13 protein-coding genes are annotated in these 21,610 nt (G+C 41.1%); 10 read left to right on the top strand and 3 right to left on the bottom strand.

What is annotated here, in order from left to right; all coding sequences use genetic code 11:
- Nucleotides 1-668: 668 nt before the first annotated feature.
- Nucleotides 669-2,003, bottom strand: coding sequence for an NAD(P)/FAD-dependent oxidoreductase (locus H6G96_RS12495; protein WP_190911749.1), 1,335 nt, complete (start codon nt 2,001-2,003; stop codon nt 669-671).
- Between the two features lie 384 nt (nt 2,004-2,387).
- On the opposite strand from H6G96_RS12495, the gene H6G96_RS12490 reads away from it, so the two are divergent.
- From H6G96_RS12490 to H6G96_RS12475, 4 genes are all read left to right on the top strand, one after another.
- A complete protein-coding gene (locus H6G96_RS12490) occupies nt 2,388-3,707 on the top strand; it encodes an ABC transporter substrate-binding protein (protein WP_190911748.1) in 1,320 nt (439 codons plus the stop codon).
- A gap of 80 nt (nt 3,708-3,787) precedes the next feature.
- Nucleotides 3,788-4,699, top strand: coding sequence for a sugar ABC transporter permease (locus H6G96_RS12485; RefSeq protein ID WP_190911747.1), 912 nt, complete (start codon nt 3,788-3,790; stop codon nt 4,697-4,699).
- Nucleotides 4,700-4,701: 2 nt separating this feature from the next.
- Nucleotides 4,702-5,565 (top strand): carbohydrate ABC transporter permease, encoded by an 864-nt coding sequence (locus tag H6G96_RS12480; protein WP_190911746.1) that lies wholly within the window; start codon nt 4,702-4,704, stop codon nt 5,563-5,565.
- Between the two features lie 4 nt (nt 5,566-5,569).
- Nucleotides 5,570-6,670 (top strand): ABC transporter ATP-binding protein, encoded by a 1,101-nt coding sequence (locus H6G96_RS12475; protein ID WP_190911745.1) that lies wholly within the window; start codon nt 5,570-5,572, stop codon nt 6,668-6,670.
- A gap of 73 nt (nt 6,671-6,743) precedes the next feature.
- On the opposite strand, the gene H6G96_RS12470 is transcribed toward H6G96_RS12475, so the two are convergent.
- A complete protein-coding gene (locus H6G96_RS12470; RefSeq protein ID WP_190911744.1) occupies nt 6,744-8,255 on the bottom strand; it encodes a hypothetical protein in 1,512 nt (503 codons plus the stop codon).
- Nucleotides 8,256-8,806: 551 nt separating this feature from the next.
- Between H6G96_RS12470 and H6G96_RS12465 the strand changes: the two genes are divergently transcribed.
- The 6 genes from H6G96_RS12465 to H6G96_RS12440 all read left to right on the top strand — a co-directional run bounded on the left by H6G96_RS12465 (nt 8,807) and on the right by H6G96_RS12440 (nt 15,549).
- The gene (locus H6G96_RS12465; RefSeq protein WP_190911743.1) at nt 8,807-8,992 is read left to right on the top strand and encodes a hypothetical protein; all 186 of its coding nucleotides are present in this window, start codon (nt 8,807-8,809) and stop codon (nt 8,990-8,992) included.
- A 347-nt stretch (nt 8,993-9,339) separates the two neighbouring features.
- Entirely contained in the window at nt 9,340-11,199 is a 1,860-nt protein-coding gene (locus tag H6G96_RS12460; RefSeq protein WP_190911742.1) for an NAD(P)H-quinone oxidoreductase subunit F, read from the top strand.
- A 69-nt stretch (nt 11,200-11,268) separates the two neighbouring features.
- The gene (locus H6G96_RS12455; RefSeq protein WP_190911741.1) at nt 11,269-11,994 is read left to right on the top strand and encodes a carbonic anhydrase; all 726 of its coding nucleotides are present in this window, start codon (nt 11,269-11,271) and stop codon (nt 11,992-11,994) included.
- Between the two features lie 112 nt (nt 11,995-12,106).
- Nucleotides 12,107-13,603 (top strand): NADH-quinone oxidoreductase subunit M, encoded by a 1,497-nt coding sequence (locus H6G96_RS12450; RefSeq protein ID WP_190911740.1) that lies wholly within the window; start codon nt 12,107-12,109, stop codon nt 13,601-13,603.
- 45 nt (nt 13,604-13,648) lie between these two features.
- Nucleotides 13,649-14,956, top strand: a complete 1,308-nt coding sequence (locus H6G96_RS12445; RefSeq protein WP_190911739.1) for a CO2 hydration protein — start codon at nt 13,649-13,651, stop codon at nt 14,954-14,956.
- 173 nt (nt 14,957-15,129) lie between these two features.
- Nucleotides 15,130-15,549: an endonuclease domain-containing protein gene (locus tag H6G96_RS12440; RefSeq protein ID WP_190911738.1), complete on the top strand. Its 420-nt coding sequence runs from the start codon at nt 15,130-15,132 to the stop codon at nt 15,547-15,549.
- Between the two features lie 197 nt (nt 15,550-15,746).
- Here H6G96_RS12440 and H6G96_RS12435 read toward each other — a convergent pair whose 3' ends face one another.
- Nucleotides 15,747-21,569, bottom strand: coding sequence for a PAS domain S-box protein (locus H6G96_RS12435; RefSeq protein ID WP_190911737.1), 5,823 nt, complete (start codon nt 21,567-21,569; stop codon nt 15,747-15,749).
- Nucleotides 21,570-21,610 lie beyond the last annotated feature (41 nt).

Genomic DNA, 21,610 nt, shown 5'->3' with positions numbered 1-21,610 from the left:
CGAAAGCACTTGTGTTCTGGACGAAAGCACTTGTGTTCTGGACGAAAGCACTTGTGTTCTGAACGAAAGCACTTGTGTTCTGAACGAAAGTACTTGTGTGTACACCGTAGCCCCCGTGGGGGAGAGGCTTTGAAACGCAGTTTTAGTTTTTCTCTGCTTGTATGAAACCACCCTGCCTCCCCGGCTTGCCTACGCTTTATCCGATTACCCAAAAGTCCTCAATACCTCACCCTGTCCGATTGGAAAAGGTGAGGTTTTACTAGGATGAGGTATCTCAGTGGCTTTGAAACGTAACCTTACATTAGGTTCAAAAAGAATTGTGTACAGCGTAGTAACAAATGTTACAGGAGGAGCTAAAAAGCCAATTGTTGAGACTATTCCTGCTCCATTGCTACTGGTGCGCGTAATCTAGCTCATGAATAAGGATAAGTCTTTTGCAGAGCAAGTAACTTATACATTTGTGGACTTGATTCTTTATAAAGGTCTACTTTTTTGACTCAAGTCTTGTTAAAGCAACCAAAGCACAACACTACTATTAATTAAATCTCTACTGGCTTCTAAGCGAATTACACCATCAATTCTACAAGAGCCTTCTTGTCTCTCAATCTCTAATTTGGATACTCAAGCATTCATTCAATCAACCAGCACTAGATTAGATTTATATTCTGTTAGGTACTAGTAACTGGAACCTCTTTTGTTTCTACTGTTTCTACAAAAGTTTCTCGGCCTGTAATCAATCTAGAGCGACGATTACGAGTAATATAATTCCACGCCCACTGAAATACTACTAGTAATTTAGTGTCAAACTCGATTAAGAAGTAGATGTGAACTAATAGCCAAAATGCCCAAGCAATGAAACCTGTGAGTTTGATTAAGCTTAAATCTACAACAGCTAAATTTTGCCCAATCATCGCCAAACTACCCACATCGTTGTAATGAAATTGTGGCAAAGTCTTACCTTGAAGCCGTCGTCGAATTAGTTTACCTACATACTCTCCTTGTTGTTTAGCTACGGGTGCAACACCAGGTAAAGGTTTAGCATCTTGATGGGAGAAGTTGGCTAAATCTCCAATTACGAAAATGTTGTCATAACCCTCGATAGACAAGTCAGGTTCTACAATTACACGCCCAGAGTAATCGCGCTCTACACCTGTAGTTTCTGCTAAGACTTTCCCCATTGGGGAACCTTGAACACCTGCTGCCCACAATATAGTGTTTGAGGCAATTTCTGTAAATTTATTGTCTTGCTTGAAAGTAACGATACCACCTTCAATATTTGTCACCCTGGTGTGAGTGTGGAGTTCTACACCCAACTTTTGCAAAGATACTGCTGCTGATGCCGATAACTCTGGCACCATGTGTGGGAGGATGCGAGGGCCCCCTTGTAATAGTAAAATTTTCGTTTCTGAGGTGTCGATGCTGCGGAAATCTTCTTTGAGAGTTTTGTATGCCAATTCTGCGATCGCACCTGCTAATTCTACACCAGTTGGGCCACCCCCTACAATCACAAAAGTCAAGAAAGCACGGCGTTTTTCGGGATCTGTTTCTTTTTCTGCTGCTTCAAATGCACCAAATATCCGGCGACGCATTTCTATGGCATCTTCCACAGTTTTCAAGCCAGGAGCAACTTTTTCCCAATTATCTTTACCAAAATAGGAATGGTTCGCACCTGTAGCGACAATTAATGTATCATAAGGTACTACTTCATCACCCAAAATAACTTGTTGGGCTTTTGGATCAATACCACTTACTTCTCCCAACAACACCTTTGTATTCTTGCTTTTCTTAAATACAGAGCGCAATGGTGCAGAAATATCAGAAGGTGATAGCGTACCTGTGGCAACTTGATATAAAAGCGGCTGAAATAGGTGAAAGTTACGTTTATCAATGAGAGTAACATTTACATTCGCTGCATTCAAAGCCTTTGCTGCATACAATCCACCAAAACCACCACCAACAATAACAACCTGATGTGGTGCATTATTCTCCAGTGAGACTGCCATAATCAATATTTCCTTGTGTTAAGAGGTTGTAACTATTCTTAACAAAGATGTAACAGCATTATGATATGGGTTGCTGTTTATTTATAACAATTGAAAAAATAATAAAAGTAGTCAAAGTTAGTAATGAGTGATTATCTGTCTTTTTTGTTTCATCAACAAAGCCTATAAAAATCCTAATGGATTTATTACAATCTGTAAAATTTTCAGTATAGAAGCATAAACTATTGCCTTATCTTTCTTTGTTAATACCAGGAGAGTATAAACTAGGAAGAAATCGGAAACAATCAGTAGTAAGTATAGTTACACATTGCAGACAGGCAATAAACATAATTGTCTTCATAAATAACTATATAATTATCACCATTAGCGATCGCTACATTGATAATGTTGTATCAAAATCCAATAAAAAAGCTGCAAAAATTCATCCAAAAACAAAGTTTTTTGCATATAGGGATTTTTCTGACAATTCTGTTAGGAATCATATTGTTCAATTGGGTAGCACTCTCGCAGCGACCAGTTACCCTCAGTATGTTAATTACTGCTCCTGATGCTCAACCTTGGAAGCAGGGTTTGATTAGAGACTTTGAGGCTGAAAACCCAGGCATTCGCATTAACTTAGTTGAGGGGCCGAATGCCACAAATTTGCTCGAAGACCTCTATACCTCATCTTTTATCTTAGGTGAATCCCCTTATGACTTGGTAAATATGGACGTTATCTGGACGCCCAAGTTTGCTGCTGCTGGATGGTTGCTACCCCTAGACGATCGCATTTCTAAGCAGGAGTTGGCAGCATTTTCACCCAAGGATGTAGAAGGCGGACGTTACCAGAACAAGTTATACCGCATTCCCGTACGTTCCGACGTGGGAATGCTTTACTACCGGGAAGATTTAATCAAAGAAGCAGGCTTGAAACCGCCAGAAACCTTTGAGGATTTGATGCGAATTTCCCAAGTCTTGCAGAAGAAAGACGAGGTGAATTGGGGCTATGTTTGGCAAGGGCGGCAATATGAAGGACTTGTGGCAATGTTTGTGGAAGTCCTTAATGGCTTTGGTGGCTTCTGGGTTAATCCCGAAACGTTGGAGGTTGGGCTGGATAGACCAGAAACATTACAAGCAATTGAGTTTTTGCGTAGTACCGTCAGCCAAGGCATTTCTCCTCCTGGGGTAACAACCTACCAGGAAGAAGACACCCGGCGTTTATTCCAAAGTGGTCAAGTAGCCTTTTTACGTAGCTGGCCCTATGCATGGCCTTTAGCCCAAGAAAAGAATTCGCCAATCCGAGGCAAAATTGCAATTAAACCGATGGTTCATGCTCCTGGTAAAACTAGTGCAGCTTGTTTAGGAGGCTGGGGTATAGGGATTTCTAAATCTTCTAAACATCCTGAAGAAGCTTGGAAAGCAATTCAGTACTTTACCAGTCGGGAGGCACAGCGCCGATTCATTTTGAGTGCAGGCTATGTGCCAAGCCGCCGGGATTTATTTACAGACCCAGAGATTGTTGCCAAATATCCCCACTATCCGCAATTACTGGAGGTTGTGGACAATGCAGTTTTACGTTCGCCAGTCGCGCAATATGCCCAAACATCAGATATTTTACAGCGTTATCTCAGTGCTGCGCTATCCGGTCGGATAAATCCAGAAAGAGCAATGCAAGCTGCTGCTAATGAAACACGCCGACTGTTGGGGGCAGGGGGCAGGGTATAGGGAGCAGAGAGCAGGGGGAGATGAGGGAGCAGGGGGAGCAGAGGAAGAATTATTGATTAATGGCAAATGACAAATGACTAATGACTAATATGCATACACTCCGAAGCCGAGAACAACGGACTGCTTGGATTTTACTAACACCAGCATTATTGCTGTTGTTGTTTGTATTTGCCTACCCGATTTTACGAGCATTCTGGTTAAGTGTATTTACTAGGAATTTGGGAACGGAACTACAACCCGTATTCTCTGGTTTAGAAAATTATGTGCGGATGGCAGGGGATGGTCGTTTCTGGCAGAGTTTCTCGGCGACGGCTGTGTTCACAACAGCATCCGTGCTTTCAGAACTACTGCTAGGACTCTTGATTGCTCTAGTTCTCAATCAGGTGTTTATTGGAAGGGGCATAGTGCGGACAACTGCCATTCTACCTTGGGCTTTGCCTACCGCTCTGATTGGTCTGGCATGGGCTTGGATTTTTAACGACCAATTTGGGGTTGTAAACGATATTCTGCGGCGGTTAGGGCTAATTACAACTGGAATTAACTGGTTAGGAGATCCAACTCTGGCGATGGGTGCAGCAATCTTTGCTGATGTTTGGAAAACTACACCCTTTATCAGTATTTTGCTGTTGGCTGGCTTGCAATCGATATCAGCAGACCTCTACGAAGCCTACTCTGTCGATGGGGCAAATCCTTGGCAAAGCTTTCGCAATATTACCCTGCCATTGCTGCTGCCACAAATCTTAATTGCAGTCTTATTTCGATTTGCTCAAGCTTTTGGGATTTTCGACTTGATTGCTGTGATGACCGGGGGTGGCCCTGGTGGGGCAACTGAAGTTGTGTCGCTATACATCTATTCCACGGTGATGCGCTACTTAGATTTTGGTTATGGCGCAGCGCTAGTAGTAGTGACATTTTTAATATTAATTGCTGCGGTGGCGATCGCTAGTTTCTTGCTTAATAAATCCCGTGCTAAAACATCAGGAGTTATTTAACCATGAGTTCAACTCCACAACCGATAGCAAAAAGCAGGTTTTCTCTGAAAAAAATCTTGCTGCTAATAGCAGTTACATTCGTAATGTTATTCAGCCTAGCACCAGCCTTATGGCAATTGCTGACCTCATTTAAAGTTAACGAAGATATTGCTGCCGTTCCCACTGTTTATTTCCCCACGCGATTCACTTTTAGTCATTACATTGAATTATTCACTCGTCGTCCATTTTGGCGCTACATCTTCAACAGCGCCTTTGTGTCCATTACTTCTACAGCTTTAGCTTTAGCGATTGGCGCACCTGCTGCTTATGCGCTGGCACGGTTACGCCCTTGGGGTGAACGAGCTATCCTCGCTAGCGTTCTGATGGTGACTTTATTTCCTGGAATTCTGTTGTTCCTGGGACTGTTAGAAATTATCCAAGCCCTCAGATTGGGCAACAATTATTTAGCGCTGATTATACCATACACTGCCATAAATTTACCTCTGACAATTCTAGTACTCAGAAGCTTTTTCCAACAATTACCTAAAGATTTAGAAGATTCTGCTAGGGTCGATGGTTACAACACTTTTCAACTACTCTGGCAAATCGTGTTGCCTATGACCCTTCCCGCCTTAGTGACTACTGGAATACTCACCTTTATTTTTGCCTGGAATGAGTTTATTTTCGCTCTAACATTTATGACTCGTGAAGAGATGAAGACGATTCCCGTTGCTGCTGCTCAGTTGGGTGGTGCGACAGTATTTGAAATTCCCTATGGTGGGATCGCTGCTGCTACTGTTGTAGGGACGTTACCCCTGGTTTTAATGGTTTTGTTTTTCCAGCGCCGGATTGTCCAAGGTCTGACTGCTGGTGCTGTTAAAGGATAAAAAAATGGCTAAACTCGAACTCAAAAATTTGAATAAAACTTATACTTCCAAAGTCGTCCCTGTCAAAGACGTTAGCTTAACAGTAGATAACAATGAGTTTCTCACTTTACTTGGCCCTTCTGGCTGTGGTAAATCCACTGTTTTACGGATGATTGCAGGTCTTGAAGAACCTACTCGCGGTCAGATTAAGATTAACGAGCTGGATGTCACCTATAAGTCAGCAGGCGATCGCAACATCGCAATGGTATTTCAAAGTTATGCCCTGTATCCGCACATGACAGTGTACGACAACCTCGCTTCTGGACTCAAGCTGAAAAAAGTACCACCTACAGAAATTAAACAGCGAGTGGCTGAAGTCGCAGAAATTTTAGGATTAGCAGAGTTAATGAACCGCAAACCTGGTCAAATGTCTGGAGGTCAACGGCAGCGAGTTGCGGTTGGTCGTGCTTTGGTGCGTAATGCCGATGTGTATCTGCTAGATGAACCGTTAAGTAATTTGGATGCGCTGTTACGGGAACGAGTCCGAGCCGACCTCAAACAAATTTTTGCAGTCCAAAAAGTCCCTGTGGTCTATGTTACCCATGACCAAACAGAAGCAATGACACTCTCCACAAAAGTAGCTTTGCTCAACGATGGCTATGTTCAGCAACTTGACCCACCCGAACTGATTTATAACCATCCAGCTAATTTATTTGTGGCTGGATTTGTTGGTAGTCCTCAGATGAATTTGCTTACTCTCCCTTGTAAGGGACGCTATGCAATACTAGGGAACTTTCAAGTACCTCTGCCAGATATCCCAACTGTACCACCCCAGATTGTGCTAGGTATCCGCCCAGAAAACGTTCGCATTGCCCAACCAGGTGATACCCAAACTATCCAAGGGCAAGTGTATCTAGTAGAAAACTTAGGTATGCACTATTTAGTCAGTGTCAAGGTTGAGGGTTCACAAACTGGAGCCATTATAGTACGTGCTTTGTTGCCAACAGACCAAAATTGGAGTACTGAAAATATCACACTGACATTGCCCCCTGAAGATATTCACTGGTTTGATGTTCAATCTGGACATACTCTTGTGAGAAGACAAATGTCAAGTGTCAGAGGCTAGTAGCGCAAGGCGGAGGGCAGCTATCCCTGTCCACCCATAAGGAGATGAAGTTTCCCGCCGACTTCCATAAATGTCATTTAATGATATACCAAATACCGTTATTACTTTGGCGTAAAACTTGGTATCTTTGCTCAACAAATTCGAGCATTTTGGGGAAATATTTTTTGATTATAGCTTGGGGTTCATAATCAATAAAGATATAAGGAGGCTTTGATGAATCTAACTGTTCTATAAGCCTTGACCATTGCTCAGGCAGAAAATATTCAAGTGCCCAACCACGTAGTATTGTTGCTTGAGTCCGACCAGAAAAGTAGTAAATAGATGGATCACCAGCTACGTAAATTTCACCAGCAAGGGTTCCTGCTTGAGAGATAAACTTACCTTCTGAATGAAGGGATGGATATTTTTTTCTAAAGACAGTCTGATATTTTAATCGTGTATCTTCAGTTAAAGCAAAGTTATTATTAACTAGAGTGGCACTCTTTTTTGTTAGGGTGGATGATAAAGGTAAGAACAATAAAAATATGAGCAAAATTGTTGGAATTGGGGAACTCAATTCTTTTAAATAGCCCCATAACACATCTAATCCTTTAGTTGCTAAAATACCTATGGGTACAAACAATAGTAAAAAGTGGTATTCCCATAATGCTTTATATTGTAGAGCAATAACACTCAAAGCAAAAACACACCAAACGACAAGTAACAAAGTCAATGTATTCTTAGACTTACGCAATGAAGCATTTACTGCAATAATAGCTATTAAGACTAAAGAATAAAAATTTTGTAAAAACCATTTTATTCCCGAAATAAAGTCGTTTTGAGCTAATGCAGAATTAGCAATAATCAGAGGTGGATATATAAAAAATGTCTGATACAATATTGAAAAACTATTACACCAAACAAAATAGCTGGCAACGATTAAAAGAGGAAAAATAACTCCGATAAAAATTGGCAAACAAATTTCAATAAATATTTTTTGAATACTCTGCCGTTTTATTAATACAGAATACATTAAGATAGCTAGCCAAAACGAAAGCAATATCAGTAGAAATATTAATTTAAATAGCAGGACAATTCCACCAATAAAGCCTGATAGTAAAAGCAGGATAAATCTTTGCTTTCCTTCGTTTTTAAAAGATTGAAAAGTTAGCCAAAGACAAAGGAATAAAGGAAAGCCAACCAGCGCTTCAACTTGAGTAAGGTGCCAAGCGCCTGAAACAACATAGTAAACGCCAACAGTTAACAAAGGTACTAGACTTGCGATTATCTGATGCCGAAAATAGCTTTTTAGAGTTAGCAGCAATATTATCGAAAAAAATACCATGTAAATAAGTTCAAAGGCATGGATACCAATCTCATTAAAACCAAATAAACTTCCTGCCAAAAAATAAAAGCAGAAAATCCCCGGTTGCTTAATATCCCAAAAATCACGATAGAGTACCTTTCCTTGTTGCATCTCCAAAGCACCTAGCCTAAAAAATGCTTGATCTCCATCAAATGGGAAAGGTAAATGTACAAGACCAATTAGAATAATAAAAATCAAAACTAGAAAGTCAATTTTATTTAATTTAGTAATAGTACTCATGAAAGTTTTAATTGGATTTAAATGATTATTCCGCAGTAGTTCATCTACTAACCAGATATAACAATCCTATTTGAATTATAAAAATTATCGTAGACACGCAGCCTCTCGTTAGAGAAGATTGCTAAGAGGAAAAGGAAATAAATTTACCAATCATTTAGGACTGCTATAAGAGTAATTATGTAGCTTGTTGGTCACTAATAATGTTTAGAAACTGTAAAGAAACTGTAATGGTAAATGGCTATAAGCCTCTTAGTAGTTAACTCTAATCTTAACTTTGCTATGTTTTTCCATACTTTTTAAAGTTTGCAAATATTGGCAGTTTAAGCAAAACTGCATATTCATATATTGCTTCAATAAGTAGGTAGGCACGAAAAAACTAAACTATATAAAGATAAATAAATCAAATATATTTACCGAGATGACTTAAAGACAAGCACTCGCGGAACCTCTAAACAGTTGCTTTGATCAACTGCGCGTATATCAGTAAGTGTGTCTCAAGTATTAATGTGGATATAGACACAGCACAATAACTTGCACTAAAGGAAATACTAATGGATCGTTCAAAATTAGTTGCCATTATTACAGGCGTGATTTCGATCATTTTAGCGATCGCTTACCTCATCTTAGTCCAACTGCTGGACTACCGAGACATGAAACCCGCCCCCATCAGCCAATTTGACCAAGCGCCTGCAATTATTTCTGTTTTTTCGCAGATTGACAAAATTACTGAAATGTAGATTACATTTAGCTGACTTGTAGAGGCGCAATCGATTGCGTCTCTTGTCGTTGATGTCAATAAGTAAAAACTCATAATAACTCTTGATTAAGCCAACGGTTAATCCATAGATAAAAAGCAATAGTTATTATTGGTAACTTCAATAGTCAATTATATAAGTTTTATTTAGAGCAAATATCTCAGATTTATTTAGGTCAAATAATTCCATTTGGGCAGATATAACGGTAAGCTATTTTTAATAAGATTAAATAAAAATAAATTTATCTTATCTACATTGCTTGGCTAACTGGGATCAACGCAAGTTGATTCAAAACCCCAAATTTTTCATGACAATATAGAGGTAAGTTGATGGCTCAGTTTCTACTTGAGACTGTTTGGCTAGTTCCGTGCTATGCCTTAATAGGTGGCTTGTTAGCCGTACCTTGGTCGCCGGGGATCATTCGGAAAACGGGGCCAAGACCGGCGGGTTATATAAACTTAGTGATGACATTTTTGGCGTTTTTGCATAGTGCGATCGCCTTACAAGCAACTTGGAATCATCTACCCGAAGAAGTATTTATTCCTTGGTTGTCTACAGCTGGTTTAGACCTCACCATTGCTTTAGAAATATCCTCAGTTAGCGTCAGCGCTTTGGTTGTGATTACTGGCTTGAATTTGCTGGCGCAGATTTATGCGGTCGGTTACATGGAAATGGATTGGGGTTGGGGACGCTTCTATTCCTTATTAGGATTATTTGAAGCGGGACTATGCGCCCTGGTTCTGTGTAATAGCTTGTTCTTCAGCTATGTAATTTTGGAAATCCTCACGCTGGGAACCTACCTGCTAGTAGGCTTATGGTTTAGTCAGCCGTTGGTGGTTTCAGGTGCGAGAGATGCTTTCTTAACCAAGCGGGTGGGAGACTTATTCTTGCTGATGGGCGTGTTGGCACTATGGCCCCTCGCCGGAACTTGGAATTATACAGAACTAGCCCAATGGGCGACTACTGCAAATGTTAACCCAACAGCCATCGCACTCGTAGGTTTAGCCTTAATTGCCGGGCCGATGGGTAAATGTGCCCAGTTCCCCCTGCATCTGTGGTTGGATGAAGCAATGGAAGGCCCAGTTCCTAGTACGATTTTGCGGAACTCGGTAGTAGTTGCTAGTGGTGCGTGGGTGCTGATTAAACTGCAACCTGTGTTAAGTCTGTCACCCATAGTTTCCTCGGCTATGGTAGCCATTGGGGTAGTGACGTCGGTGGGTGCTTCTTTGATTGCGATCGCGCAAATTGATCTTAAACGCTGCCAATCCTATTCTGTCAGCGCATACATGGGTTTAGTATTCATTGCTGTGGGAGTGCAACAATACGAAACGGCGCTGTTGTTAGTACTTACCCATGCCATATCCGCAGCCCTGTTGGTGATGAGTACTGGGGGAATTATCTGGAATAGCATTACCCAAGACGTAACTCAATTAGGCGGATTGTGGACACGCCGCCCAATTTCAGCAATAGCCTTTATCGTCGGGACTTTGGGATTAATTGCTTTTCCACCACTGGGTAGCTTTTGGGCCTTGGTGAAACTAGCAGATGGGTTGTGGGAAACGCAACCTTGGTTAGTGGGAGTAGTGATAACGGTAAATGCTTTGACAGCAGTCAGTTTAACCAGAGAATTCGCTTTAATCTTTGGCGGTAAAGCTACACAAATGAGTCAGCGATCGCCTGAAGCTCACTGGCCAATGGTTCTGCCAATGGTGATTTTACTTGGCTTCAGTCTACATCTTCCTTTAGTGTTGCAAAGCTTATCAATTTTACCCGATTGGGCAACTCTCAATAAAGATGTCGCACTACTTTTAATTTGGTCGAGTATTTCCAGTTGCGGCATTACTGCTGTGGTTTATTTAGGCAATATTCCTAAACCGATTCGCCTCCCTTGGCAAGGTTTGCAGAATTTCTTCGCATATGACTTTTACACCCCCAAACTCTATAAAATGACCATTATTTTTGGAGTTGCCAAAATTTCCCAACTTGCCGATATGATTGACCGCTTTGTAGTTGATGGTATCGTTAATTTTGTTGGTTTATTTTCGCTATTAGGCGGCGAAGGTCTTAAATACAGCACCTCTGGACAAACCCAATTTTATGCTTTAACTGTTCTTTTAGGAGTGAGCATTTTAGGAATGTGGGTAACTTGGTCCTTTTGGGAAGTGCAGTTTTTAAATTTGATTTCCTAAATCACTAGATTCAGGTATCCAATGCCGTTTTATTTCAAACAAACAGTTTAGTATCGTGAGGATAATTCCATGAGCATGCAACATCCCAAAATCAATCTTTCTAGAAGAACTTTATTCAAGTTTGGTGCAGGTGCGATCGGTACAGGTGTATTGACAGCCGGACTAGGATCAAACTTACTTGCAGCCGAAAAAAAAGCTCCAGTAACGCCAGCAGAAGATGATATTACCCCCGATAAAGCATTGCAAGAATTACTAGATGGGAATGATAGATTTGTTAAATCAAAACGTCGCAATCCTAACCAAACCCAATCACGTTTAGTCGAAGTTGCCAAAAGTCAAAAGCCCTTTGCTTCTATTCTAGGCTGTGCAGATTCACGAGTACCTTCAGAGATTGTCTTTGACCAGGGACTTGGAGATTTATTTGTCTGCCGTATAGCTGGGAATATTGCCACACCACAGCAAATTGGTAGCTTAGAATTTGGCAGTTTAGTATTAGGCTCCAAAGTCATTATGGTAGTGGGGCATGAAAGATGTGGTGCGGTAGATGCCGCAATCAAAGGTGCTCAAGTGCCAGGGCGAATTGGAACTTTGCTTGAAGCAATTAAACCAAGTGTAGAAAGTTCAAAAAAACAGACAGGAGATAAGTTAGAAAACGCTTGTAAAGCAAATATTTTGGCGCAAGTTGAAGAATTGAAATCATCATCAGTTTTATCTGAATTGATCAAGGCAGAAAAGCTCAAAATAGTCGGTGGTTATTACGATTTAGATACTGGCAGAATCAGTCTAGTTAGTTAGATTTTTTAAAACTCGTTTCCAGGTGTAACCTGGAAATGAACTTCATTGCTCTGCTGCCATGAATTCATAGACATTTATAACAATTACCAATTTTCTGAAATCCCAAATTGCCATGTTAAGTGTTTTGATTTGGCTGCCAATTTTAGCGGCTGCTCTTATAGCAATATTACCTGTAAGTTTCCCTAATCACCGCATTCGTTTAACAGCATTAATCTTTTCTGGGATAGTTCTTGTCTGGAACCTATTTATCCTGCTAAAATTTGATATCAGCAATCCAGGGATGCAATTTAAAGAGTATTTACCCTGGAATGAAACTCTTGGTTTGAGCTATCAAATAGGTGTTGATGGGCTTTCTATATTAATGTTGGTGCTAAATAGCCTGCTCACCTGGATTGCTATTTACAGCAGTAGTAAAGAAACTGAACGCCCTCGACTGTTCTACTCCATGATTTTATTAGTTAGTGGAGGAGTTGCAGGTGCTTTCCTCGCTGAGAATTTGCTGCTATTCTTCCTATTCTACGAACTAGAATTAATCCCTTTCTATTTACTAATTTCCATTTGGGGAGGAGAAAAACGGGGTTATGCCGGGATTAAATTCCTGATTTATACTGCTGTTTCAGGAGCATTAATTCTGGCGACATTCTTAGGTATGGTGTGGTTGAGTGGTTCTAGCAATTTTGCTTTTGATGCATTCTCTACAGAAAACCTGTCAACAGCAAAACAAATCCTTTTACTAGCAGGGATAGTATTAGGTTTTGGTATTAAAATTCCCTTAGTTCCCTTCCATACTTGGCTACCCGATGCTTACGTTGAGGCTTCAGCACCAATTGCCATTCTTCTCGGCGGCGTGTTGGCCAAGCTGGGAACTTATGGATTGTTGCGATTTGGGTTAGGTATGTTTCCCCATGCTTGGAGTATTATTGCACCGACTTTAGCGATTTGGGGAGCAGTCAGCGCTATTTATGGGGCAGTAATTGCGATCGCTCAAAAAGACATCAAGCGGATGGTAGCATACAGTTCCGTCGGTCACATGGGTTATATTTTGCTAGCTAGCGCTGCTAGTACTCCCTTAGCACTCGTTGGTGCAGTCGCTCAAATGTTTAGCCACGGTATCATCCTGGCAATTCTCTTCCACTTGGTAGGAGTTGTAGAAGCCAAAGTTGGCACACGCGAATTAGATAAACTCAATGGTTTGATGAGTCCCATACGCGGTTTACCTCTAATTAGTGCCTTACTAGTTTTAGGTGGAATGGCTAGTGCTGGTATTCCCGGTTTAACAGGATTTATCGCCGAATTTATCGTCTTTCAAGGTAGTTTCTCTGCCTTTCCCATTCCGACTATTTTGTGTGTAGTGGCTAGTGGATTAACCGCAGTTTATTTTGTCATCCTCCTCAACCGTACCTGTTTTGGCAAACTCGATAACATCGCTTACTATCCTAAAGTCCTATGGGCTGAGAAAATACCAGCTTTAATTTTGGCAGCCTTCATCATCTTTTTGGGAGTACAACCCACTTGGTTAGTGCGTTGGAGTGAATCCACAACTACAACAATGGTGGCTGCAATTCCCTCCTTAGAAAAAACCGTAATCTCTGAAGTCGCCCTGAAATAGGGTTACAGTTTCTTCCCGATTCCCTATTCCCCATTCCCCATTCCCATGACAGCAATTAAAACAGCAATTAAATTACCTCCTTCCAAGCACGAATTTGCTGAAGTCATTCACCGCTTAGAAGCAGGCGGCGCAATGTTACCTGATACTCCAGAAAATTTGATGCAAATCATCGGTTTATACAAAGCTTATGCTGTGCCGATGGATTTTTACTGGCGTGACCTACTTTATATTGCCGAACGCGAATTTTTAAACCCGCTTCCCTTCTTTAAATACTTCTTACCCAAAGAGTATTTAGAACTGCATAATCATTACGCTGGTGATGATGCCGATTTGCGAATTTGGCGCGGCGAAGCTACTGCACATCCAGAACTTTTGGCATTTATCGAGAAAGGTGAAACCTTCAAAATGCCGAAATTGTTGCATCACTTGTTCCACGATCGCATTAACATGGAATTTGCTGAAGCTTGTATGCGGGCGATGTTGTGGCACAGGGGGATGGGTGGACAATTTGACCCTTACCTAGATTCAGACGAATACAAAGCCAACGCTGACAGGGCAATAAAAGCTTACTTCCAAGGTAACCCCGTTATGCTGGGGCTTTATAAGCTGTTCCCCGATATGTTTTTGGAACAGTGTCGCCAGATGTCATACTACGCCAATCTGGGCTTATTCTGGGAAATTATGGCCCCAGTGTTCTTTGAAATGTCCGACCGCTATGACGAAGGTACGATTAGCAGCGTCCCAGAGGCGATGAACTTCTTAGTTAATGGTATATTTGCGATCGCAGGTCGTCCGATTTACCATCACGTTTATATTCGTGGCGAATGTTACGAAATTGTCCCCAAATCCAAGGGTTTCATGTGGCTATATGAAGCCGCATTGCCCTATGTAGAAGCTGTTTTCTACCGCACCGCACCCTTCCGAGGAACAAAATCTTATAATGCTCAAGCGCGTCAAGTACCAGCAGACCAGAAAGACTTTCACTATGGTATTCTTTACGCTGATGTATTCCCGGTAGGTACTGCTGGCATTCCTCCCACATTATTAATGCAAGATATGTTGCACTTTTTGCCACCATATCTTGTTGATTATTACAGCCAACATTGCCGGGGTGAAGAAGATATGTTGATTCAGTTGGGAGTTAGTTTCCAACGGTCAATGTACTGTGTAACTTCTGCGGTAATTCAAGCTTTGCGAACTGCTCTTTTATATCCATTAGATGATCCAAATCCTAGGCATTTACAAGCCAATCGAGAGTTTTTTGAGATGCAGCTAAATCGCTTTACCCGAACTGACTACAATATTCGTGATGCTGCTCGTTTGGGAAGTATTCAAAAGCAAGATTATCGATAAGAGATCCCCCCAACCCCCCTTAAAAGGGGGGGCTTTTTTGGGTTAATAGTGGATTTACGGTTTCTCCTTATAATTTCCGTGGACTAGATTAAAATCACCTCCCTAAATAAATTAAAAACTCAAATCCCCCATTTTTAAGGAGAGTTAGGGGGTATCTTAATTTGTATCCACAAATGTTTAGACAAAAAAGCTTACTTCACTCAGATTTTCACTTACCCTACAACCCGAAACTTGTAGAAAGGGCAAAGGAACTACGAAAAAACATGACCCCAGCAGAGAAAAAGCTGTGGAACAGTTATCTAAAAAATTTAGAATTTAGATTTTTAAGGCAAAGACCAATTAATAATTTTATTGTTGATTTTTACTGTGCAAACTTGAAATTAGTGATTGAGGTTGATGGTAATAGCCATTTCACAAGTGAAGGCAAATATTCTGATGCAGAAAGAACATCCATACTAAAAGGTTATAGACTCAATGTAATGAGATTCACCAATGATGATGTTTTAAATAATTTTGAAAGTGTGTGTCAACAGATAGAAGAGGTTATCACCTTATATATGTCCCTAAATCCACCTTACAAAGAGGGACTTTGACTCCGGTTCCCCCCTTTTTAAGGCTACGGTGTACACACATTTTTCTAGAAAACTAAAACCGTCGCAGATCCCCCTAAATCCCCCTTAAAAAGGGGGACTTTGAGAGCTTTTTGCCCCCCTTTTTAAGGGGGGTTGGGGGGATCAAAAGGCTGTGGCGCAACTCTAAAAAACTTGTGTGTATACCGTAGCCTTAATTATTATGAACTAGATAATACTCCTGGAATACTCATTAATTCCATGATTTTCTCAAACTGAAAATCATAAGCTAAATTATTAATAAAATTCCGTAGTACCACATTTTCCGAAGGTATTTGCTCAATCAATTCTAAAATTAAGTCATCACTACATTGGGCTGCGGCAGTGTACACTTGTTTTACCCATTCAGGCGACATTTCAGACAATAGAGGAACTAAATCTGCAAGTTTCAAGGTTGATTCTGTTTCCTGTTGCCTTGCATCTGCTATTTGATAGCTTTCTTCTTGATAAATATATTGAACTTCTAAATATTCGCTCAATTTTTCTAGTAATTGTTCCTCGCGGAAAGGCTTGTTAATATAATCATCGCAACCCGCTTTGATCATTGCCTCTCGCTGTTCCTCAAAGGCATTAGCGGTTAAGGCGATGATAATAGTCTTGCGATTTTGAATTGAGGTGTCTTCTTTGGCTTTAATAATTTTTGTGGCTTCGTAGCCATCCATAATTGGCATCCGCATATCCATTAAAATTAAATGTGGTTGCCATGTCTGCCAAAGTGCGATCGCTTCAGTTCCATTTGCCGCCTCCTGGACTGTAAAACCGATAGATGTCAGAATTTTTACTAATACTAAACGGCTGTCTGTGGAGTCATCAACCACCAAGATCCGGTATTCGTTTTGAGTGGGCGCTAAACTAATAACTTGGCGTCTGATTTGCTTTATCTGTATTTCGCTGGCTGTGGCTAGACCAATTTGAATATCAAAGGCAAATTTACTTCCCTCGCCAACAGTGCTAATAACACTAATATCTCCTCCCATTAGTTGCACGTATTTGCGGCTAATTGCTAAACCTAGTCCTGTACCCTGTTGCGATTTCCTCCCGGTTTCAGTTTGCCCAAAAGCTTCAAACAGTAAGCCAATTTCTTGTGGGGCAATACCACGACCAGTGTCTGTAACCTCGAAGATTAGCGATTGGGCATTGTGCATTGGGTATTGAAAAGAGGCAGAGGGGCAGGGTGCGGGGGACAGTGAGGAAAATTCTTCCTTGCTCTCTGCTCCACTTCGGCTCCCAACTCTTGGAGACGCTGCGTGTAGCTTGCTTTCACGTTCGCGGAGCGTGCCGTAGGCAAGTGGTACTAAGCTCAGGGCAAGACGCTCAGTGACCGCCTCTTCCCCATGTCCCATGCCCACCCGCAGCATCACTCTCCCAGTATCAGTAAATTTGATTGCATTTCCCAACAGGTTAAGCAACACTTGACGCAGTTTACTTTCGTCAGCTTGGACGTACTGCGGGAGGTGAGATGTATATTCAAAGACCAATTCTAACCCTTTCGAGGTGGCGCGGAAGCGCAACATCTCTTCGAGGTTTTCTAAGAGACGAATTAAGTCAAAACTGTTGAGATTTAGTGTTATTCTGCCGGCTTCTATTTTAGACATTTCCAAAATGTCGTTGATTAAGTTGAGGAGATGTTCGCCAGCACGATTGATAATTGCTAGGTTTTGCTGATGTTCAGTAGATAAAGCATGATCGTGGCTCATGACTTGGGTAAAACCAAGGATGGCGTTGAGTGGAGTCCGAAGTTCATGGCTCATGTTGGCCAGGAATTCGCTTTTGGCACGATTGGCAGCATCAGCTGTGATTACAGCTTCTTGCAATGCTTGTGACTGCCTTTGAGTTTGCGCCAGCAATTGTGCCTGCTGAAAAGCAACACCCAACTGATTGCCAATTTGAACTACGATGTTGATTTCTCCTGGTTTCCATTGGCGGGGAGCGGAGTTTTGATAGCTCGCTAGTAATCCCCAAAGCTGATTACCATATAAAATGGGGACAATAATGTAGGCTTTAGCTTGAAAACGCTCTAACAGGTTGATATAAGAAGAATGAAACCCAGCGTTGTAAATATCTGGGACACAGAGGAAACTTGCACCTTGAGTTGCTTGCAGATAAGGATCTTGCACCTGGTTATTCGTACTATCCAAAATTTTTGCTAGGCAACGACCATCTTGTAAAATACCTTCTGTGAGATAAGGGTCATTGTTGTGTTCTTCTATCAAAGAAATCCAACCATTACCCACCGACTCAGAGATAAATTCGCCACTCCACTGGGGATTGAAACGATAGACAACAACCCGATCGCAATTAAGCGCTTGCCGTAATTCTTGGGTTGTAGCCGCAAATATAGTCTCTAAATCAAGTGTTTGGCGCATTCTTTGAATCACTTGAGCGATCGCTCTTTCGCGTTCTGCACTCTCACGCAAGGCTTCTTCTGCCAATTTTCTATCGGTTATGTCTGTAATTGTGCCGATGTAACCTTTAACTTCTCCATCATCTCCAAATTCTGGCAAAGCCTGACAAATTACCCAGACAACTGTACTATCATTACGCAAGAATCGATGCTCATATTTATACATTTCTTTATTGGCTCTTGCTTGATTCCATACGAACAATAGCTGCTCAAGGTCGTCTGGATGTATGGCTTTTGTCCAACCTGTTCCCAAAGACTCTTCTAAACTGCATCCAGTAATTTCACTCCAGCGTTGATTAAAATATAAGATATTGCCATCTATATCTGCGTTAAATATACAAACTGGTGAGGCTTCCGCTAAAAGTTGATATCGCTGCCGACCTGACTGTAGAGCTAATTCTGCCAATTTGCGATCGCTAATGTCTGCCCAATAACCAACGCATTCTATAGGGTTACCAGTTTCGTCACGGATTAACCTCATCTTTTCGTAAAACCAGTGATAAGTTCCGTCAGCGTGTAACCAACGGTATTCGTAGGAGCTGTACTCCCGTTCAACAAGCTGGGAAAATTTTTCCGATATCAGTTCAACATCTTCTGGGTGGACGTGATGAAGCCAGAAACTGGGATTTTCGATAAATTCTTGCGCTTCGTAGCCAACCATTACCTTAACGTTCTTACTAATAAAGGTAGTGCTAAAATCTCCTGAGGTTTTTTTGCTGCTATAAATGACCACAGGGCTAGAGGTAAGCAGATATTGTAGGCGTTCGTTGGCTAAACGCAGTTCTTGTTCGACGTGTTTGCGATCGCGTAGCGCAGCTTGCCGTTCGCGCAGTGCTGCTTGCAGTTCGCTAATTTCTACTAAAACTGTTCCCACGCCAGAGGGGCAATTGTCCTCACCAGGAATTGGAAAATAAGAAGCTAAGAAGTGGCGGATAACATCTGGTTGTTTAATTGATGCACCGCTTAATTCTTGATTAAGAATGGGTTGACCAGTCAACAAAACCTGTTGATAAATTGGTTCTACTAAGGGTGCAATGTGGGGTAAAACTTCATAGATTGTCTTGCCAATATGATCTTGCTGGGGCAATCCATTAATCTCCGCCAGCAGTTGGTTGATTTGCACAAACCGCAGTTGGTTATCTAAAATGTTCATACCGACGGGAGCACTGCTAAAAAAGGCATTGAGACGAGCTTCTCTCAGTGCTAATTCTTGTTCTAAGGTTTTGCGCTCAATCAAACCACCTAACTGAGCAGCAACAGCACTTACTAACAAAAGCAAACGTTTATCTACCAATACCGAGCTACGTTTAAAAAACACTAAAACAGCTAATACTTGGTTTCCAGACAAGATGGGAACACCAAAACCAGCTTTTAATCCTACTTTGGCAGCTTGTTGCGATCGCCAAAAAACTGGTTCTGTAACTTTAGAAACATCTTCTATCCATTCTGGTTCCCGGCTTTGCCAAACTCTTCCTGGTAGCCCTACTCCCAGAGCAAAGTTCATAACTTGGCTGTGTTGGGAGAATTCTGCTAAACTACTTTCCTCACCATAGGAACCCAAGCTGTGTTCTAAATTACCATCTTCATTAGGTATCCATGCTTCACCAAAATCCCAATCAATCGTGCGACAAATTAAGCGCAAAACTACTTTTAAAGCACTGTTGACATCATTAGCGTTAGTGATAGCTTGGGTCGTCAACAATAGCAAACTGCTTTCATTTTCTGCCTGCTTGCGTTCAGTAATGTCTTTCGCCGTGCCCAACACATACCATTGCCCATCAATCTCAATCATTTCTGCACTAAACAGTGTTGTCCTGATTTCTCCTATTGAAGTGCAGACATCAATCTCATAGTTGCGGATAGCTTTTGTCTGTTGCAAAATCTGGGTGAGAAAATTATATTCTTCAGGATTTACCCAAATATTCAATTCATCATCAGTGTGATCAATAACCTGAGAACGAGAATAACCAAAAAATCGGCAAAAGCTGTCGTTAACTTCGATATAGCGTTTGTTAGGAACAGTAATTAAGGCAATTGGATCAGGAGATGACCGAAAAGCTGATGCTAACTTTTCTTCAGAAACCCTTCGTGCTGCTTCTGCGCGTTGGCGTTCTTTTGCCTGCAATACCAAGGATACAAAATTGCCCAGAGAACGAGCGAAATTTTGGTCTTCTAGCGTCCAATGATAAGTAATTCCTACTCCCTCCATACATAAAACTCCTACGGTTTTTCCCTCCAGCCTAATGGGTGTATCGAGTATAGAAGTTATCCCTAATTTTGAGTAGTAAGATGCAGAAAATCCTCTAGTTCTGGGATCAGCATGGGCATCATCTGCGGCGATTTGTTGATCTTGCTGCAAAGCTGCAAAATAAGCTGGATAGTTTGCTACTACCAAGGAAAGTCCTTCGCTATGTCGATTGCGACTGGCCTCAAATAGGTCAAAACACTGGATTTTTGTGCCTGTTTCGTCATACAGCCAGACACTGGTTCGTTCCACCCCAATATTTTTGACAGATGTTTCTGTGATTTTACTCAAAGCTGCTTTTAAGTCACCCTGATAAAGCGTCTGATTTTGCGCCAGTTGGGTTAGCACCAGGTTATGATTGCGGAGCTTAATCGCGCTTTCTTGAAGTAATGTTTCTGCTCCTCGGCGCTGTGTAATATTACTAGCAGTGCCTGTCATACCTATAACTACACCCTCTTCGTTGCGTAAGGCGATCGCATTAAACATTAAATAAAGTAAAGTACCATCTTTAGCTATACAGGTAGTTTCATGCTGGAAGATCGGCTTTCCCTGAAAAACACACTCAAAGGCTGCTTTATCTTGAGCAACTTGTGTCGGCGAGATAAAATCAGTCAAGGCACGCCCAATCATTTCTTGAGGTTCGTAACCATAAATCTGCTTGACTGCCGGGTTGACAAAGGTAATGAGTCCATCAATATCCACCGACCAAATTATATCCTGGGATGTCTCTACTAAGTGGCGATACTGACTTTCACTCTTCTTGAGAGCAGCTTCGACTAAAAGGCGTTCGCTTTGGGAAATTTCTTTACATAAATCTTTGCCAATGCTAACGGGAATTTCTTTAAAAATATCTTCTATTTGTTTGTTGCGAATATTTAACTCAACAGTAACCCGTTGGCGTTCTTGAATCTCCTGTTGCAGTTGGTCATTTTGTTCTTTTAACTGTTTTCTCAGCCTTTGAAGAGTGAGTTGATTTTGGATGCGTAATAAAATTTCTTGAGTTTGGAGTGGTTGACTAATATAATCAATATCGCTGAAATCAAAAATATTTATTTTTGCAAAAAAATCATCTGAAACTCCGAAAAAAATTATTGGAATCTCTTGAGTTTTATAGTTAGTTTTTAAATGTTTACAAACTTCATAACCATCCATCTCTGACATAAGAACATTTAGCAAAATCAAATCAGGGGGAGACACAAGTACTGTACTGATTGCTAATTGCCCAGAAATGGCACTTTGTACCTGATAACCTTGGTGTTCAAGGATGTCTGATAAAAAATGTAAATTCTCTAAATTATCATCAACTAATAAAATTTTTATTTTTTGAGCATCCATATCAGTTACTGAATTGATTTTAAATCAGGAATAATTTATTT

The sequence above is a fragment of the Nostoc sp. FACHB-892 genome, from assembly GCF_014698795.1.
Classification (GTDB): domain Bacteria; phylum Cyanobacteriota; class Cyanobacteriia; order Cyanobacteriales; family Nostocaceae; genus Nostoc.
This window is presented reverse-complemented; position numbering and strand designations above follow the sequence as displayed.

Excerpts from the sequence above, each read along its gene's own strand:
- H6G96_RS12495 (WP_190911749.1), bottom strand. The coding sequence starts at position 2,003 with ATGGCAGTCTCACTGGAGAATAATGCACCACATCAGGTTGTTATTGTT.
- H6G96_RS12490 (WP_190911748.1), top strand. The coding sequence starts at position 2,388 with ATGTTGTATCAAAATCCAATAAAAAAGCTGCAAAAATTCATCCAAAAA.
- H6G96_RS12485 (WP_190911747.1), top strand. The coding sequence starts at position 3,788 with ATGACTAATATGCATACACTCCGAAGCCGAGAACAACGGACTGCTTGG.
- H6G96_RS12480 (WP_190911746.1), top strand. The coding sequence starts at position 4,702 with ATGAGTTCAACTCCACAACCGATAGCAAAAAGCAGGTTTTCTCTGAAA.
- H6G96_RS12475 (WP_190911745.1), top strand. The coding sequence starts at position 5,570 with ATGGCTAAACTCGAACTCAAAAATTTGAATAAAACTTATACTTCCAAA.
- H6G96_RS12470 (WP_190911744.1), bottom strand. The coding sequence starts at position 8,255 with ATGAGTACTATTACTAAATTAAATAAAATTGACTTTCTAGTTTTGATT.
- H6G96_RS12465 (WP_190911743.1), top strand. The coding sequence starts at position 8,807 with ATGGATCGTTCAAAATTAGTTGCCATTATTACAGGCGTGATTTCGATC.
- H6G96_RS12460 (WP_190911742.1), top strand. The coding sequence starts at position 9,340 with ATGGCTCAGTTTCTACTTGAGACTGTTTGGCTAGTTCCGTGCTATGCC.
- H6G96_RS12455 (WP_190911741.1), top strand. The coding sequence starts at position 11,269 with ATGAGCATGCAACATCCCAAAATCAATCTTTCTAGAAGAACTTTATTC.
- H6G96_RS12450 (WP_190911740.1), top strand. The coding sequence starts at position 12,107 with ATGTTAAGTGTTTTGATTTGGCTGCCAATTTTAGCGGCTGCTCTTATA.
- H6G96_RS12445 (WP_190911739.1), top strand. The coding sequence starts at position 13,649 with ATGACAGCAATTAAAACAGCAATTAAATTACCTCCTTCCAAGCACGAA.
- H6G96_RS12440 (WP_190911738.1), top strand. The coding sequence starts at position 15,130 with ATGTTTAGACAAAAAAGCTTACTTCACTCAGATTTTCACTTACCCTAC.
- H6G96_RS12435 (WP_190911737.1), bottom strand. The coding sequence starts at position 21,569 with ATGGATGCTCAAAAAATAAAAATTTTATTAGTTGATGATAATTTAGAG.